We start from the raw sequence: 15,620 nt of genomic DNA on the forward strand, positions 1-15,620 counted from the left end.
TTTTTCCTCCTACATGCTTATTCCGAGCGCCGCGGTGAACTGCCCGTATTTTTTCGTCACGTTGTACGACATGCCGAGCGCGACCGCGGGAAACGCGATTTTTGACAGGTACAGCCGTATTCCGGCGTTCGGCCCGTGGCAGAATTCGTCCATAGAAAAATCCGTGTCCGTGCCGAGCGAGAAATCCTTCGTGAGGACTGCCTCGTAATTCGCGTAGAGCGACGAAAGCCCGAACGAATACTTTTTCAGCGCGAATTCGATTCCGATGCTCGCTCCTATAATCTTGTCGGTCAGGAATTTGTCGGGAAGAATCGTGCAGCCGACAGCGCTTCCGCCTTTGTATTCCGAGATGTGCGCCGATTTGTGCCGCTGCGGAAGCACGAAATCGCCCGCGATTTTCCCGACGGCGCGCAATCGTTCCGAGATGAACGGCTTCTGGAATCCGAGCTGCATGTTCGCGTCCGCGACGATTCCTGAAAGTTCCGATTCGTCGTCCAATCCGAAATACTTCGACGCGGAAAATTCCGCCGAGATTTTCGTCGCCGAGCTGAACCAGCCGTTCCAGTCCGACATCAGGAAATTCCACGACGCGGAAAGCGAGCCGATTTTCGCGGAATCGACCGACGCCGCTGGTTTTCCGTCGCGCTCGTCCGCGCTTATCGTGCTGAATCCCGCCGAAACCGAGAGCATATTTTTCTCCGTAATCTTTTCCGCGACAGATAATTTCGCGCTGCCGGAAAGGTTCCTGTATTCGAGCGCTTTTTTGTTGTCGAGCCCCACGACTTTCGGCTCGTTCTTCGACACCGATGCGAAGGCGCTCAGCCCCGGCGTCCCGTCGTTCCGCGGAGGGCGGGCAACCGACGCGATTCCCGCGATTGACGATGACGAATAGAATCCGCCGACCATGAACATGTCCTTCACGCCGAACGCGTTCGTGTCCATGACGATTGCGCCCGCGCTGAACCCGCCCGACGAGACCATCGCGAACGGAAGGGGGATGAACGTCATCTTCTCCGTCACCTCGACGACGATTCCGGCGCTCTGCCCGTCAATGTCCCTGAACGATACGGAAAACGTCTCGAACAGCCCCTCGGACTGCAAATCGTTCTCGATGTCGTGCAGGTTTGTCTCCGAAACGGTTTTCCCGAGGTGCTTTTCGTATTCTTTCTTTAAAAAAGATTCCCTCGTCCGCGTAAGCCCCGTGAACGAAATCTCCGTGACGACGAGGTTTCCGTCTATGGAATCCCGCGCGCTTTCCGTCCCGTTTTCTTCCGGAGAAATGCGTGCGGGCGCAAGGAGCGCGATTGCGGCGAATGCAAGCGCGCCGCGGATGGATTGAATTTTCCTTCTCAATTGATTTTCCTGTGATTTCATGAAGCCCCGGATTCGTTTTCCCAAAATCGATGCTCGATGTTTTGCGGGACTTTCGGCAATGATAAAAAATAAACGGCGTTCGGACAACACTCGCCGCGGGCGTGTTGTCTTTTTCGCGCTGTTTTGCTATCGTCGGAACCATATGGCTATGAGCAGGAATGTCGTGAAAATCGCGAAAATCGCGGAATGGGTCGGGGTAGGGATAATCCTTTTTGGTGTGGCGCTGTTTTCCGTTATTTACGTGAGGAAAATTCGCGTTTCCGTCGCGCATTATTCCGCGCTGCTGTGGATTTTGGGGTTCGGGCTTCTGTGCTACGTCCCGCAGGGATTCGTCAGGTTCTTCCAGAAGAGAAGCGAGGCGGAGGAGCTGTCCGCATCGTCGCCCGCCGAGTCCGAGCTTGCCTCGAAAGCCGCGGTCACGCTCAAAAGAACGCTCGCGCTGAAAATAATCGTCGCCGCCGTCCTGATAATTTACGGCGCCCTGAAATTCCTCGGGCTTCGCTGAGCCTTATTCGTCCGCGTCGTCGTCCTCATCCTCCTCGATTTTGTCGAAAAGCCGTGCAAGAAAATCGAGCATGATGAATTTGAAGTCGGTATGGATGACGAGCGAGCAGAAAAGATAAACCGAGAAAATAATAAACGCGAAGACATACAATCCATGATTCATGATTTTCGATTCTACCGAAAACCCGCGCAGAAAAACAACACAAGCCCGACGTTCCATTTTACCCCGACGATTTCCAGTCATCCCGCGCAATTCCACAACGGCGCACCCCCGCGAAGCATGTGCTGCGTACGCACGCTCCATTTAGTAAGGGAAAACGCTCCAGAACGACGTGCGCCTTTTTTACCTCGACGATTTCCCGGCTTAACCGCGCAATTCCACCAAGGCGCACACCCGTGAAGCGGGTGCTGCGAGCGCACGCTCCATTTAGTAAGGGAAAACGCCCCAGAACGACGTGCGAATTTTTTACCCCGACGATTTCCAGTCATCCCGCGCAATTCCACCAAGGCGCACACCCTCGAAGCATGTGCTGCGAGCGCACGCTCCATTTAGTAAGGGAAAACGCTTCGTAACTTCGCGTGCGCCAGTTCCTAAATATGACAAAATTCAATAAAATGTCAAAATAAAATGCCGTGTCCGGTTATGCGGGGCGATGCGCGAAAGAAATCGGTTGGACATTCGGGGAAATCCGCTTCGCCGGTGGGCAGGGCAAAACAGAGAGCGGCTGTTCGGAAAACATGTTTCGGGCAGCTCCGTTTGTGCTGTTCCGTTTCGGAAATGCGATTCCGGGCGGATTCTTCTTTTTCATGTGGCTGCCCGTTTTTTCGGGCGGCGTATTTTCGGGGGAGTTTATGAACAATCTTGTGGCGTTGTGTGCTGTTGGGGCGGAAAAGATTTTGGGGAACGAGATAAAGACGCTCGGGTGCAGGCTCGACCCGTCGCGGCCGAATCTTCCGGGGCGCGTTTTTTTTACGGGCGACGACGACGCGCTTTTCAGGGCGAATCTGTGCCTCAGGACGGCCGACCGCGTTTACCTTCGGATGGCGTTTTTCCGCGCGGAGGATTTCGACCAGCTTTTTGACGGGGTGTATGCCGTTCCGTGGCAGGATTTTTTCAGGAAGGACACGCGCGTCGTCGTGGACAAGGTGCGCACGTTCAAGTCGAAGCTGAATTCGGAACACGCCGTTCAGGGAATCTGCCTCAAGGCGATTTACAAGAAGCTCGGTGACGTTTGGCGGATGTCGACGCTTCCGGAAAGCGGCGAGCGGTGCGATGTCAGGGTGTACATCGACGAGAACGATGTTTCCGTCCTCCTCGACTTGAGCGGGCTTCCGCTTCACAAGCGCGGGTACAGGACTGACGGGGGAATGGCGCCGCTGCGCGAGACGACTGCCGCCGCCCTGCTCCAGATGATGATGTGGCGGAGGCGCACGCCGCTTCACGACCCGTTTTCCGGCTCGGGGACGATTGCGATTGAGGCGGCGCTGTACGCTTTCAATGTCGCGCCCGGATTCGGAAGGCGGTTCGCGCTTGAGAACATGCCGATTTTCAATCCGTCGCGCGCGCGGGAGATTCGGATTGAGGAGGCGTCGAAAATCCGCACTGACGTCGAGGTGCGCATCACGGGAACGGACGTCGACCCGGGTGCCGTCCAGCGCGCCACGTCGAACGCGGAGCACGCCCTCGTCATGGCGGGACGCGCGCTTCAGATGGTCGGGAGCGACGCTCATCTTCCGCGCCCCGATTTTGCGGTCTCGTCGTTCAGCGATATCCGCGCGCCCTACGATGACGGAATCATCATCTGCAATCCTCCGTACGGCGAGCGTCTCGGCGACGAGGCGCAGGCTGCCGAGCTTTATCGCTCGATGTCGTCGATATTCGACGATTTCCCGGGCTGGAAGGTCGGCGTCATAACGGCGCACTCTCGGTTTCAGGAATGCATCGGGCGGTATGCGTCCGCGCTCAAATCAATAAAATCAGGAAACCTCGACACGACGTTCTACATCTACGACGGGACGGAAAAGCCGCGTCCTGCCGACGGAAACAGGCGTCCCCGCGCGCGCGCGTCGTCTTCCGGAACGAGGGGCGGAAAATTCCGCAAGGATGAATTCTAAATGGCGATAATCGTTGAGCACGACAAGCGTAAGCGCGACATATTGGAAAAATCGCTTGAGCTTTTCTGCAGGGAAGGATTCGACGACGTGACGTTCCAGAAAATCGCCGACGCGTGCGGCGTCACCAGGACGACGCTCTACATTTATTTCCGGAACAAGCAGGAAATTTTCGTCTGGAGCATCCGCCACCTGACGGAGCAGATTGAGCGCAGGCTCGTCGAGATAATCGACGACAAGACGATTTCCGCGGACGAATGCCTCAGGCAGGTTGTCTGCTGGATTGTCACCGAATGCGGAAACTACCACCGGCTTTTCAAGGTCCTTCTTCCGTACCTGATTTCAATCGAGAAGGAGGGAATCGATTCCGGCTCCCGCGTGCGCCGGCGCGTCATCAGGATAAAGCACATCCTCAATTCGATTCTCATCCGCGGGACGAAGGAGGGCGTGTTCAAGCCGATTCCCATCAAGGTGATGAACGGGATGTTCTACGGTTTCATCGAGATGACGATGTTCCGCATCGCGATAATGGGCGAATTCGACGCGAAGGAAATCTGCGACATGGTTTCCGTTGCCGTGGACGGGATTACGCTCAAAAAATGACGGCGGATTTTCCGTTTGCCGTTTTATTAAGGCTTTTTACAAGAAAAATATGATATGCTTGTGGAAATCCAACACAACAGGAGAATTGCAATGGCTGAAGAGAAAGTTCAGAAGAAGACGCCGGCTGAAATAGAGCCGCTCGTGAAGGAAGCCCTTGAGATGTTCCGCCCCCAGCTTCAGGCGGACGGCGGCGATATGGAATACATTTCCATCGACGAGGATTTGAACGTCCATCTACGCCTCACCGGTGCGTGCGGAAGCTGCCCGATGGCGACGATGACGCTCAAGATGGGCGTCGAGCGCTATCTGAAGGACGCGTGCCCCGACGTGCGCGAGGTCATCCAGGAGATGTAGCGGGAATGCCGCAATAAAATGCGGCCGCCCTTTTTTGCAGTGTGCCCCAAACGGTGAAGCCGCTTTTGGGGCGCATTTTTTTTACGGCATTTCCTCGACGTCGAGGTAGAAATATTCGAATCCGTATTTGTTCGTCACGGAATACGTTCCCGTTATCTCGATTTCCTCCATGTCCTTGGGGAAGTCTATCGGGTATTTCTTGTTCCCTCGCGGGATGAAGTCAAGACCGATTTGGCAGCACGCCGTGGCGTCGTAAATCATCACCGAGTAGAATTTCGCGCCGTCGCGCTCGCCTTCCGTCATGAAGAACGAGCCTTTTATGCGCATCGTCTTCCCGATGTACTTTTCCTGGTCAAAGCAGATGTTGTAGAGCATCGCGTATGCCATCGTTTTTCCCATTTTCGTGAAATCGATGTCGATTTTCTTTGCCGCGGGGAATGCGGAGCTGAAAACGGACAGGAAAAAGATTCCCGCAACGATACATTTCCTCAAATTGTGCCTCCTGAAAAATCGTTTCCTACTTTCCCAGAATCTTACCGATTGCGAAGCAGATTGCGAAGGATGCGATGTCGACGGCGACGATTGTCGAGCCGACCGGCGTCGAGGCGAGAATCGAGATGAGAATTCCCGCGAGCGTGCAGAAAACGGAAATCGCGCACGAAAGCACCGTGACTTTTTTGAAGCTTGATGCGAGCCTCATCGCGGAAATCGACGGGAAAATCACGAGCGCGGAGATGAGCAGCGAGCCGACGAGTTTCATCGCAAGGACGATTACCGTCGCGATAAGCACCGCCACGATGAGGTTCATCATGCCGACTTTCGTCCCGCACGATTTGGAGAAATCCTCGTCGAACGTAATCGCGAAAATCTTGTTGTAGAAGAGTATGAACAGCGCGACGACGATTGCCGAGATGATAGCCGAGAAGATGACCTCCTCGTTCGTCAGAGTGAGTATCGCCGCCGAGCCGAACAGCGTCCCGCACGCGTCTCCCGCAACGTTCGACGAAGACGGGAAGACGTTCAGCACCAGATAGCCGAGCGACAGCGCGCCGACCGAAATCATCGCGATCGCGGCGTCTCCTTTTATGCGCCTGTTCCTTCCCATGCACAGAAGCGCGATTGCGCAGAGAATCGTCACGGGAAGAGTCAGAATCGACTTGTCCGCCAAATCCATCGCCGTCGCCACCGACATAGCGCCGAACGCGACGTGCGACAGCCCGTCACCGATAAGCGAGAACCGCTTCAGCACGAGCGTGACCCCGAGCAGCGACGAGCAGAGCGTGATGAGGACGCCTGCGATGAGCGCGCGCTGGGTGACATCGAAATTCAAATAGAAAACAAGCTGCTCCCACACTTCCGTCATCGTTCCATAACCTCCGTTTCCGCCGTTTTTCCTATTTTGAGGATTTTTCCGGCGTATTTTTTTGCCGCGTCTATGTCGTGCGTAATCATCATTATCGCGACGCCGCTTCTGTTGAGCGCTGAAATGCAGCCGTAAAGCTCCTCCGATGCCTTTGGGTCGAGCGCGGAAACCGGCTCGTCGAGAAGCAGAATTCCCTCGGCGGCGCACAACGCCCGCGCGATGAGGACTCGCTGCTGCTGCCCGCCCGAAAGCTCGCGGAAGCATCTCTTCGCGAGGTGCCCTATTCCGAGCCGCTCAATCTGCTCCTGCGCCTCATTCTTCTCCGCCCTTGTGTAGAACGGACGGAGTCCCATCTTTCCCTGAAATCCCGTCAGCACTATTTCCGTGACGCTCGCGGGAAAATCCTTCTGCACGTCGGTACGCTGCGGAAGATAGCCGATTTTTCCCTTCACCGATTCGTCGAATTCAATCTCGCCCGAGATTGCCGGAATGAGCGACAGGACTGTCTTCATGAACGTCGTCTTTCCGCTTCCGTTCTCGCCGACTATGCAAACGTAGTCGCCCTTGTCGACGGATATGTTTATTCCATCCGCGACGCTTTTCCCTCCGTACCCGACGGAAAGGTTTTTGCACGTTAAAATCATTTTCCTTCCTTAAAAATCGCGTTTTGTTATTGCATCGCCGTTCGGGGAGAATGCGGGACGCATCGTTTTTTTTGTGCGGAACGGCTTTGCGGACTGTTTGTGAATGGCGGTGATTCTACCGCTTTTTGCCGAAAATGAGAATCATTTCCATATTGATGCGCGCGGCGGACGGGAAAAAAACGGGGAGTTTTATTGAAAAACCGATTTATCTGCATTTTTGCGGCAAACTCGATTCGGGGCGCTTTTTTCGATGTCGAAACGATGGGGCAATCGTGATACAATCGAACCCGTTCGTGCATCACACGCAACTATTTTTTCAGGAGAATCCATATGAATTTTATTTTCTTAGGACCACCGGGAGCCGGAAAAGGAACGCTTGCCAAGGAAGTTGCCAAGGCGTATTCGATTCCGCACATTTCTACGGGCGACATTTTCCGCGAGAACATCAAGAACGGGACGGAGCTCGGCAAGAAGGCGAAGTCGATTATCGACGCCGGCGGACTTGTCAGCGACGAGATAACGATTGGGCTCGTGAAGGACAGGCTTTCGAAGGACGACGTGAAATCGGGCTACATCCTCGACGGATTCCCGCGCACGATTCCCCAGGCTGAGGCGCTTGCCACGTTCGCGACAATCGACGCCGCCGTGAATTTCGACATCGAGGACGAGGCTGTCGTCGAGCGTCTCGGCGGGCGCGTCTGCTGCAAGGAATGCGGGCAGATGTTCCACGTAAAATTCAACCCGCCGAAAGAGCCGGGAAAATGCGACAAATGCGGCGGAGAGCTTTACACGCGCGACGACGACAAGGCTGAGTCGATAAAGCACCGCCTTGAGGTATACCGCCAGTCAACCGCGCCTCTCATCGACTTCTACAAGGCGAAGGGAAACCTCGTCGATGTCGACGCGAAGCCCGCGCCGGAAACAGTCCTCGCGGAATTCAAGAAGAAATTCCCCAACTGATTTTCGCGCTGAAGAGTCCCGCCCCGCTCCCGAAGCCTGGCGGGATTTTTTGTGCCCGGTTTATTTTTCATCTCTTCCATATTAAGATATCGCGCCCGCACTTTTTGAAACGGCAAGGAAATCGCAATGTCACTCAATTACAAGGAAATAGACCTCGTTCTTTCGGAGTTGGAGCTCGGCGGCTCCTTCGTGCAGGATGTCGTTCAGCCGAATTTCGACTCGCTCGCGCTTTATACGTTCAAGCCGGGGAGGGCGAAAACCGTTTTCGTGTCGCTTGCCGCGCTCGCGTGCCGGATATGCGAGACGAGGCGGAAAATAACGAAGAACGAAAAGCCGTTGCGTTTCAACGAGCTTCTGAAAGCGAAAATCAAGGGCGCGCGCATAATCTCGGCGGAGCAAATCGGGAAGGAGCGAATCATAAAAATCGTCCTCGAAAAGGCTGGGGCTGTTTTCGTCATGCCCAAGGCGCAGGAGAAATTCGCGCATAAATCGAAGAACCGCGCGGAGGAGGATTCCGGCGACGAAGTGTTCGTCATGTACATCCGCCTCTGGTCGAACGCCGCGAACATATTCCTCTGCACGGAGGACGGCACGATAATCGACTGCTTTTTCAGGCGTCCCGCGAAAGGCGAGGTTGCCGGGGGAACGTTCGTCGTGCCCGAGCCGCGCGGGAACGGAAAGGAATTCGAGGCGAGGGATTTTTCCGACACGGCGGAAAAGCTCCGCGCACGGATGGAGGAGAAGGGATACTCGCGGGACATTTCCTACAACGAGCTTGTCGATTCGTTCTATTCCGAAGGCGCCGCGCAGGCTTCCCTTGCATCCCTTCTTGAGCAGGCGGAAAAATGGTACGAGTCGCACCGAAGCAGGATTTCCTCCTCGCTCGAAATGCTCCGCGAGAAGCGGGCTTCGTTCCTCGACGCGGGAAAATTCAAGCACATGGGCGATTTGGTTCTCTCGTTCGGGCATCTCATCGACGGAAAATCGAATTTCATAGAGGCGGACGACTGGGAGAGCGGCGAGAAAGTGAGAATCAGAATCGACCCGTCGCTTTCCGCGCACGAGAACGCCCAGTCCTATTACGAAAAATACCGGAAATCGGAGAGCGGAATCGCCGAGCTTGAGCGCGACATCTCGATTGCGGAGGGCGAGCTTGAGAAGCTCGACGCGCAGTACGCGGAGATGGTCGCGGAGAAAAACCCGATAAAGCTTGAGCAGGTTCTGAGGAAGACGCAGCGCCCGAAGCAGCTCGAAAAGAAAACGCATCCCGGACTTGAATTCAGCGTCGACGGCTGGACGATAATCGTTGGACGCGATGCCGACGAGAACGACGAGCTCCTGCGCCACAACGTGAAGGGGCAGGACATGTGGCTTCACGTCCGCGATTATTCGGGCGGGTACGTTTTCATAAAGAACAGGCCGGGGAAGACCGTCCCGCTCGAAATCCTTCTTTACGCGGGAAACCTTGCCGTTTTCTATTCCAAGGCGAGGAAGAACGGCAGCGCGGATTTGTATTACACGCAGGTGAAGCATCTCCGGCGCGCAAAGGACGGCCCGAAAGGTCTTGTTCTCCCCACGAACGAGAAGAACCTTTTCATCAAGCTTGACGAGGAGAAGCTCCGCCGCCTTGAGGACATCCAGAAGGGAATCCGCACCGAATGACGCGCTTTTCTGCGCGGTGGCGTTTGTAAAACTCCATTTGTTTCTGAAAATTAAAATTGTTTTCTTTAATTTTGAGCAATATAATCTAAAAATGCGTTCTTCTTTGTAGATACAGTGGGGGGCGCATTCATGGTTTTTGCCGGCATGGAGGAAAAAATGATTTTAAAAATAGGACGGAAAAAAAAAGATGAGGCCAGTGCGGTTTTAGGTCAGAAGAAAAAAGGAAAGTTGTTTTTCTTTATAGGAATAATCGTAGCGGTCATTGTCGTTTGTCTGAACGTAATCCAGAACGTGACGGTGACGAAAATGTCGCGCTCCGCGATTGAGTCTGACCTGCGCTTCTCTTACGACGCGTTCGCAAAGCAGAGCAAGGCTATGATTGAGAACCGCCTCGAAACGTATTTTGCCCACCTTGATTTTTATACGAACGCCGACGTCGTGAAGTCGGGCGATTCCGAGCAGATATGGGACTGGTACAAGGCGCACGCGTCCGTCCGCCCGGATGTTTTCGATTATGTCGCATGGGCGGACAGGGACGGGCGGTTCCTTGCCGACATAAATTCCTCGTCCACTGTTTCCGACCGCGATTATTGGCAGCAGATAATGATTCGCGGCTCCGATTACGCTGTTGATGACCCCGTTACGGCGCGAAGCACGGGAAAAACCGTCACGCATATATGCAAGGCGGCAAAAGTGAACGGGCAGACAGTCGGTTTTGCGTGCGGCGTCGTCACGGTTGAGCATATCGAGCGCATCATCGACGGAATAGACCTCAAGGATATCGGCGTCGCTGTCCTGTTCGACTCTACGGGGCGTGTTCTGGCAACGTCGTCGAATAAAGCCGCTTTTATCGCCGATTTCGAGAAAATCAAGGAGAGGAACGGAATCGACTTGAAGAAATTTGCGGATGCGCTTACGAAGAAGGAGCGTTCGGCTATTTCGATAAAGAACGGGGCTGGAAAAGGGCAGTACGTCATCCTCGACCCGATTCAGTACACTCCGTGGAAAGTAGGCGTCTTCCTCAACGACTCGAAAATCTACCACGCATCAAATCTCGTCGCGAAAATTCTCGGCGTGAGCGGAATCATCATAATCGTCTTCATCATTTCGATTGTCGCCTCGATTCTTTTCTTCTCGCTCAGGCCGCTTACCGTCGTCGAGAACACAATTCGCGGAATCGCATCCGGCGACGCCGACCTCACGAAGAGAATCGAAATCGACACGAACAACGAAATCGGCGGTGTCGTCGAGGGATTCAACCAGTTCGCGGGAAAACTCCATACAATCGTCTCTACGATGAAGTCGTCTAAGGATTCCCTTGTCGATGCGGGAAGGCTCCTCGCGGACAGCACGGCGGACACGTCTGCTGCCATAACGCAGATAATCGCGAACATCGACGCGATGAATTCGAACGTCACTCGGCAGACGGATTCCGTCCATCAGACGGCGGGCGCGGTGAACGAGATTGCGTCGAACATCGAGTCGCTCAACAAGATGATTGAGTCGCAGGCGTATTCCGTGTCGCAGGCGAGCGCGGCTGTCGAGGAGATGATTGGAAACATCAATTCGGTGAACGGCTCCGTCAAGAAAATGGCGGCGGCTTTTGAGGAGCTTGAGGAGAAGGCGCAGACGGGCGTTCAGAAGCAGAACGACGTCAACGCGAAGATTTCCGAAATCGAGACGGAAAGCCAGGCGCTGCAGGAAGCGAACGCCGTCATTTCGGGAATCGCGGAACAGACGAACCTGCTCGCGATGAACGCTGCTATCGAGGCGGCGCACGCGGGCGAGGCAGGAAAGGGATTCTCCGTCGTCGCGGACGAAATCAGGAAGCTGAGCGAGGATTCCGGCTCCCAGTCGCAGACAATCGGAACGCAGCTTTCGAGAATAACGGCGACAATCGAGGAAATCGTCTTTGCGTCGCAGCTTGCGGGCGAGGCGTTCAGCGAGGTTTGCAACGGAATAAACATGACGAACAACCTCGTCAGCGAAATCACGAACGCGATGGAGGAGCAGAACGCCGGTTCCCATCAGATTTCCGTGGCGCTGCAAACCGTCAACGACACGTCGAACGAGGTTAAGACGGCTTCGTTCGAGATGTCCGAGGGAAACAAGGCGATTCTGATGGAAGTCAAGACGCTTCAGGACGCGACGTTCTCCATAAAGGACGGCATGGAGGAAATGTCGGCGGGCGCGCGCAAGATAAACGAGACGGGCGCGGCTCTTTCCGCAATTGCGAGCCAAATGGATTCGTCAATCCAGAAAATCGGCGAGCAGGTTGACCAGTTCAAGGTGTGATGTATAGGCATCCCGCAGCTTCGTGCGCGGGATGTTTTTTTTTCTGATTGCGCTGGCAATCGCGAATTCGGTATACTTCCTGTCATTCCGGGGTGCTTGGCGCGGTTGGAGCTTTTCCTTCCCGTCGGCTGAGATTATACCCGCAGAGCCTCAGTCGAGGTTCCAACCTGATCCGGATAATACCGGCGGAGGAAGACATGAACAGAATTCTTGTCGCTTTTTTTTCAATCGTTTCATCATCGTTGTTGTTTTTCGGCTGCACGCGGAAAGCCGAATCTGCCCGTTCAGGCGAGGTTGTCGTCTACACGTATGACAGTTTTGCCGGCGAATGGGGGCCTGCGTCCAAACTCGCCGAGCTTTTCAAGAAAAAGACCGGGTTTACGGTCACTTTCGTCGATTGCGGGGATGCCGTCCAGGCGATGAGCCGCGCGATAATCGAAAAGGACAATCCGAACGCGGATGTGATAATCGGAATCGACAACAATACGTCGTCGCAGGCTGCCGATGCCGGAATTCTTTCCGAATATTCGCCGAAGGGAATCGATTCAATCGACATCGCGCTCCGCTCGCTTCTCGGCGCGGAAAAAAAACTCGTTCCCTATGACTGGAGCCATTTTGCGCTGATTTTCGACACGCGCTCGTCTGTTCCGGAGCCGAAGTCCCTCCGCGATTTGACGGATGAGGCGTACAAAGGAAAAATCATCCTCATGGATCCGGAAACGAGCACGCCGGGGCTCGGCTTTGTCGCGTGGACGCGCGCTGTTTTTGGTGACGGCGATGCATTCACCGATTTTTGGACGAAGCTCAAGCCGAACATCCTCACCATGGCGTCGGGATGGAGCGCCGGATACGGCCTTTTCACCAGCGGGGAAGCACCGCTCGTCATAAGCTACACGACAAGCCCCGCCGCAAACCTCGAGTACGACGGAATCGATTACTACAAGGCGCTCGTTTTCGATGAAGGGCATTACATGCAGGTCGAGGGGGCCGGAATCCTCAACGGCGCGCAGAACAGGAAGGGCGCGGAACTGTTCATGGATTTCCTCATTTCGGAGGAGGCGCAGGCTGTTCTTCCGCTGACGCAGTGGATGTATCCCGTCAACGGAAACGTCGTCCTTCCCGACTGCTACAAAAAAGCGGCGGCTGTTCCGGGCAAAACGCTTTCCGTCGATTCTGCTTCCGTAAAAGATGCGGTCAGCGATATGTTCGCCGCCATACGGAAGTGACTTTTTCTTCTGATTTCCAGCAGCTTCTGTCGGCGGGCGCTTTTACGGTCGCCGAAGCATTCTGCTCGACGCTTGTTGCCCTTGCTGTTGGAATTCCCGCCGCTTTTTTCACTGCGAACAGGCGTTTTTGGGGGCGGCGGTTCCTGCTTTCCCTTTCGTCTGTCCCGCTTTGCGTCCCGCCGCTTTTGATTGCGCTCGGCTACGTTTCGTTTTTCGGGATGTCCGGAACGCTGAACACGGTCCTGATGTCCGCATTCTCCCTTGAACGCCCGCCTGTCTCGTTCCTTTATTCGTTCGCGGGAATCGTGGTCGCGCAGGGATTCTACAACTTCCCGATTGTGATGTCGGGCGTTCACGACTCGTGGTCGGCGCTTCCCCGCCCGCAGTCAGATGCCGCGCGACTTCTCGGGGCGGGAGAATTCCGCGTTTTCAGGACGGTGACTTTCTGGCAGCTTCTTCCGTCCGTCGTCTCGTCGTCGATGCTCGTCTTCCTGTATTCGTTTTTCAGCTTCCTTATCGTGCTTCTTTTCGGGCGCGTCGGAAGCTCCACGCTTGAAGTCGAGCTTTTCAAGGCGGCGCGCGCGTCGCTCGATTTTTCCCGCGCGTACAAAATCGCCGCAATCGAGACGTCCGTCGCGCTTTTTGTCGTCTTCTCGTACGCGTTTCTGGCGAGAAAGTCGAATTCCCGCGGAATCTCATTCGTCTCCGGCACGTTCCGTCGCGGAAAAATCCGCGCGCAGGAATTTCCGCTGGCAGTCGCGTTTTTTCTGCTCGTCGCGCTCTTCTTTTTCGCGCCGCTTTTTTCGATTGCCGTAAGCGCGCTCACCTCGTCGCGCGGAGAATTCACGCTTTCCGTTTTCGCGCGGGTCTTTTCGATGAAAGGATTTTTCCCGTCGCTCGTGAACACGGTTTTTGCCGCGCTCTTCACGGGAATATGCTCGACGCTTGTCGCGTTTTTGTACGCGAGCCTCGTCAGGACGGTCGATTCCCGCGGAAAGAGCGCCGTCTTGTCCGTCCTTCCGATGGTTCCGATGGCGCTCTCGTCCGTCGTCGTCGGCTTTTTCCTCACGCTCGCCGTCCGCAGGGGAAATCCCGCGCTTCTTGTCGTCGCGCAGGTTTTTCTGGGATGGCCCGTCGCCTTCCGGTGCATTTACGCGGAGCTTTCGCGGCTTCCTCAGGAGACTGTCGAATCCGCGCTTGTGTTCAGCTCGTCGCCGTTCGTCCTCGTCCGGAAAATCTACATTCCGTCGTCGTGGCGCGGGATAATGAGCGCGGCAGGTTTCTGCTTTGCGATAAGCGCGGGAGACGCGACTCTTCCGCTCGTCATGGCAGTTCCGCACTTCGACACGCTTTCGCTTTTCACGTACCGGCTTGCGGGCTCGTACCGGTATCACGAGTCGTGCGCGTGCGGAATCGTGCTCGGCGGAATGTGCATGGCCGTGTTTGCGCTTTCGAATTGGCTGAAGGCGCGCGGCGGAACAATCCGGAAGAAGCGGAGCGGAGGAATAATTTGATGGAAGAAATGCGGACAGGCGGAAATGGCGGCGGAATGTTCCTCGTCGCGGAAAATCTCTCGTTCGATTGCGGGAATTTCAGGCTCGAATCCTCGTTCTCGTGCGCGCGCGGGACGATGACGTGCATCGTCGGCCCGAGCGGAAGCGGAAAATCGACTTTGCTGCGCCTTATCGCCGGGCTTGAGCGGAATTCCGCGAAAGGCGCAGGAGACGGAAAAAAGACGAGAATAGCAATCGGCGGAAAAGACGTGACGAATCTTCCGCCCGCAAAACGGGGCGTCGGTATGGTGTTCCAGAAATCGAACCTTTTCCCGCACATGGACGTCGCCGACAACGTTTCATACGGGCTCCGCTGCATGGGAATCGGGCGGAAGGAAGGAAGGCGCCGCGCCGAGGAATTTCTCGAGTCGTTCAACCTTTCCGGCTTCGGAAAACGTATGCCAGAAACGCTTTCCGGCGGGGAAGCGCAGCGCGTTGCCCTTGCCCGCACCCTTATCGTCCATCCCGAGCTGATTCTCTTCGACGAGCCGCTTTCCGCCCTCGACGCCCCCCTGCGGAAAAAACTCGCCGCCGAAATCCGCGCCCTCCAGAAATCGCTCGGCTTTACCGGAATCATGGTCACCCACGACATATCCGAAGCCCGAACCCTCGCCGATTCGATTATCTGCATCCGAAACGGCACCATCATCTGGCAAGGCCCCCCAAAAAACTTCCGCGAAACCCTCCTCACCGAATAACCCCCGCGCCAATCCCGCCCCGGTAGGTACGCGCCCCGCGCGTGCCGGCGAACGCTTGCTCCCGCCAAGCCAAACTAAGAACGAGAGAGCGATTGCAAGCGCGAACCCAGAACGAGGAAAATCTTCGCCCACCCCCGCCAAGCCCGCCCCGGTAGGTACGCGCCCCCGCGCGTGCCGGCGAACGCTTGCTCCCGCCAAGCCGAACCAAGAACGAGAGAAAGACCCGCAAGCGCGAACCCAGAACGAGGAAAATCTTCGCACCCCGCGCCAAG

General features: G+C 55.6%; 15 protein-coding genes. 10 read left to right on the forward strand and 5 right to left on the reverse strand.

Going from position 1 to position 15,620, the window contains the following annotated elements; translation table 11 throughout:
* Positions 1-9: 9 nt before the first annotated feature.
* Positions 10-1,353, reverse strand: a complete 1,344-nt coding sequence (locus TRESADRAFT_RS03720; protein WP_002703018.1) for a BamA/TamA family outer membrane protein — start codon at positions 1,351-1,353, stop codon at positions 10-12.
* A 163-nt stretch (positions 1,354-1,516) separates the two neighbouring features.
* Between TRESADRAFT_RS03720 and TRESADRAFT_RS03725 the strand changes: the two genes are divergently transcribed.
* Positions 1,517-1,879, forward strand: a complete 363-nt coding sequence (locus tag TRESADRAFT_RS03725) for a hypothetical protein (RefSeq protein WP_002703020.1) — start codon at positions 1,517-1,519, stop codon at positions 1,877-1,879.
* Between the two features lie 3 nt (positions 1,880-1,882).
* Here TRESADRAFT_RS03725 and TRESADRAFT_RS16190 read toward each other — a convergent pair whose 3' ends face one another.
* The gene (locus TRESADRAFT_RS16190; protein WP_002703022.1) at positions 1,883-2,041 is read right to left on the reverse strand and encodes a hypothetical protein; all 159 of its coding nucleotides are present in this window, start codon (positions 2,039-2,041) and stop codon (positions 1,883-1,885) included.
* 689 nt (positions 2,042-2,730) lie between these two features.
* Between TRESADRAFT_RS16190 and TRESADRAFT_RS03730 the strand changes: the two genes are divergently transcribed.
* The 3 genes from TRESADRAFT_RS03730 to TRESADRAFT_RS03740 all read left to right on the forward strand — a co-directional run bounded on the left by TRESADRAFT_RS03730 (position 2,731) and on the right by TRESADRAFT_RS03740 (position 4,947).
* Entirely contained in the window at positions 2,731-3,993 is a 1,263-nt protein-coding gene (locus TRESADRAFT_RS03730; RefSeq protein WP_002703024.1) for a THUMP domain-containing class I SAM-dependent RNA methyltransferase, read from the forward strand.
* On the forward strand, positions 3,994-4,593 hold the full coding sequence (locus TRESADRAFT_RS03735) for a TetR/AcrR family transcriptional regulator (RefSeq protein WP_002703026.1): 600 nt from the start codon (positions 3,994-3,996) through the stop codon (positions 4,591-4,593). It abuts the gene before it with no gap.
* Positions 4,594-4,683: 90 nt separating this feature from the next.
* A complete protein-coding gene (locus TRESADRAFT_RS03740) occupies positions 4,684-4,947 on the forward strand; it encodes a NifU family protein (RefSeq protein WP_002703027.1) in 264 nt (87 codons plus the stop codon).
* Between the two features lie 81 nt (positions 4,948-5,028).
* Here the strand turns inward: TRESADRAFT_RS03740 and TRESADRAFT_RS03745 are convergent, their stop codons facing one another.
* The 3 genes from TRESADRAFT_RS03745 to TRESADRAFT_RS03755 are packed head-to-tail and all read right to left on the reverse strand — an operon-like array spanning position 5,029 to position 6,954.
* Positions 5,029-5,439: a hypothetical protein gene (locus TRESADRAFT_RS03745; protein WP_002703028.1), complete on the reverse strand. Its 411-nt coding sequence runs from the start codon at positions 5,437-5,439 to the stop codon at positions 5,029-5,031.
* Between the two features lie 25 nt (positions 5,440-5,464).
* A complete protein-coding gene (locus tag TRESADRAFT_RS03750) occupies positions 5,465-6,310 on the reverse strand; it encodes a metal ABC transporter permease (protein ID WP_002703029.1) in 846 nt (281 codons plus the stop codon).
* Positions 6,307-6,954, reverse strand: coding sequence for a metal ABC transporter ATP-binding protein (locus TRESADRAFT_RS03755; RefSeq protein ID WP_002703030.1), 648 nt, complete (start codon positions 6,952-6,954; stop codon positions 6,307-6,309). The genes TRESADRAFT_RS03750 and TRESADRAFT_RS03755 overlap by 4 nt, the downstream gene beginning before the upstream one ends.
* Positions 6,955-7,284: 330 nt before the next feature.
* Between TRESADRAFT_RS03755 and TRESADRAFT_RS03760 the strand changes: the two genes are divergently transcribed.
* The 6 genes from TRESADRAFT_RS03760 to TRESADRAFT_RS03785 all read left to right on the forward strand — a co-directional run bounded on the left by TRESADRAFT_RS03760 (position 7,285) and on the right by TRESADRAFT_RS03785 (position 15,348).
* Positions 7,285-7,914 carry an adenylate kinase gene (locus TRESADRAFT_RS03760; RefSeq protein ID WP_002703034.1) on the forward strand — a complete coding sequence of 210 codons (630 nt, stop codon included), beginning with the start codon at positions 7,285-7,287 and terminating at the stop codon, positions 7,912-7,914.
* 126 nt (positions 7,915-8,040) lie between these two features.
* Positions 8,041-9,576 (forward strand): NFACT RNA binding domain-containing protein, encoded by a 1,536-nt coding sequence (locus tag TRESADRAFT_RS03765; protein WP_002703036.1) that lies wholly within the window; start codon positions 8,041-8,043, stop codon positions 9,574-9,576.
* 156 nt (positions 9,577-9,732) lie between these two features.
* On the forward strand, positions 9,733-11,871 hold the full coding sequence (locus TRESADRAFT_RS03770; protein WP_040842251.1) for a methyl-accepting chemotaxis protein: 2,139 nt from the start codon (positions 9,733-9,735) through the stop codon (positions 11,869-11,871).
* A 197-nt stretch (positions 11,872-12,068) separates the two neighbouring features.
* Positions 12,069-13,097, forward strand: coding sequence for a thiamine ABC transporter substrate-binding protein (locus TRESADRAFT_RS03775; RefSeq protein WP_002703039.1), 1,029 nt, complete (start codon positions 12,069-12,071; stop codon positions 13,095-13,097).
* Entirely contained in the window at positions 13,094-14,611 is a 1,518-nt protein-coding gene (locus tag TRESADRAFT_RS03780) for an ABC transporter permease (protein ID WP_002703040.1), read from the forward strand. The genes TRESADRAFT_RS03775 and TRESADRAFT_RS03780 overlap by 4 nt, the downstream gene beginning before the upstream one ends.
* Positions 14,611-15,348, forward strand: a complete 738-nt coding sequence (locus TRESADRAFT_RS03785; protein WP_002703041.1) for an ABC transporter ATP-binding protein — start codon at positions 14,611-14,613, stop codon at positions 15,346-15,348. Before TRESADRAFT_RS03780 ends, TRESADRAFT_RS03785 begins: the two co-directional genes overlap by 1 nt.
* Positions 15,349-15,620: the final 272 nt, after the last annotated feature.

The organism is Treponema saccharophilum DSM 2985, from assembly GCF_000255555.1.
GTDB lineage: Bacteria > Spirochaetota > Spirochaetia > Treponematales > Treponemataceae > Treponema_D > Treponema_D saccharophilum.

Excerpts from the sequence above, each read along its gene's own strand:
- TRESADRAFT_RS03775 (WP_002703039.1), top strand. The coding sequence starts at position 12,069 with ATGAACAGAATTCTTGTCGCTTTTTTTTCAATCGTTTCATCATCGTTG.
- TRESADRAFT_RS03765 (WP_002703036.1), top strand. The coding sequence starts at position 8,041 with ATGTCACTCAATTACAAGGAAATAGACCTCGTTCTTTCGGAGTTGGAG.
- TRESADRAFT_RS03785 (WP_002703041.1), top strand. The coding sequence starts at position 14,611 with ATGGAAGAAATGCGGACAGGCGGAAATGGCGGCGGAATGTTCCTCGTC.
- TRESADRAFT_RS03725 (WP_002703020.1), top strand. The coding sequence starts at position 1,517 with ATGGCTATGAGCAGGAATGTCGTGAAAATCGCGAAAATCGCGGAATGG.
- TRESADRAFT_RS03770 (WP_040842251.1), top strand. The coding sequence starts at position 9,733 with ATGATTTTAAAAATAGGACGGAAAAAAAAAGATGAGGCCAGTGCGGTT.
- TRESADRAFT_RS03730 (WP_002703024.1), top strand. The coding sequence starts at position 2,731 with ATGAACAATCTTGTGGCGTTGTGTGCTGTTGGGGCGGAAAAGATTTTG.
- TRESADRAFT_RS03755 (WP_002703030.1), bottom strand. The coding sequence starts at position 6,954 with ATGATTTTAACGTGCAAAAACCTTTCCGTCGGGTACGGAGGGAAAAGC.
- TRESADRAFT_RS03735 (WP_002703026.1), top strand. The coding sequence starts at position 3,994 with ATGGCGATAATCGTTGAGCACGACAAGCGTAAGCGCGACATATTGGAA.
- TRESADRAFT_RS03740 (WP_002703027.1), top strand. The coding sequence starts at position 4,684 with ATGGCTGAAGAGAAAGTTCAGAAGAAGACGCCGGCTGAAATAGAGCCG.
- TRESADRAFT_RS03750 (WP_002703029.1), bottom strand. The coding sequence starts at position 6,310 with ATGACGGAAGTGTGGGAGCAGCTTGTTTTCTATTTGAATTTCGATGTC.
- TRESADRAFT_RS16190 (WP_002703022.1), bottom strand. The coding sequence starts at position 2,041 with ATGAATCATGGATTGTATGTCTTCGCGTTTATTATTTTCTCGGTTTAT.
- TRESADRAFT_RS03760 (WP_002703034.1), top strand. The coding sequence starts at position 7,285 with ATGAATTTTATTTTCTTAGGACCACCGGGAGCCGGAAAAGGAACGCTT.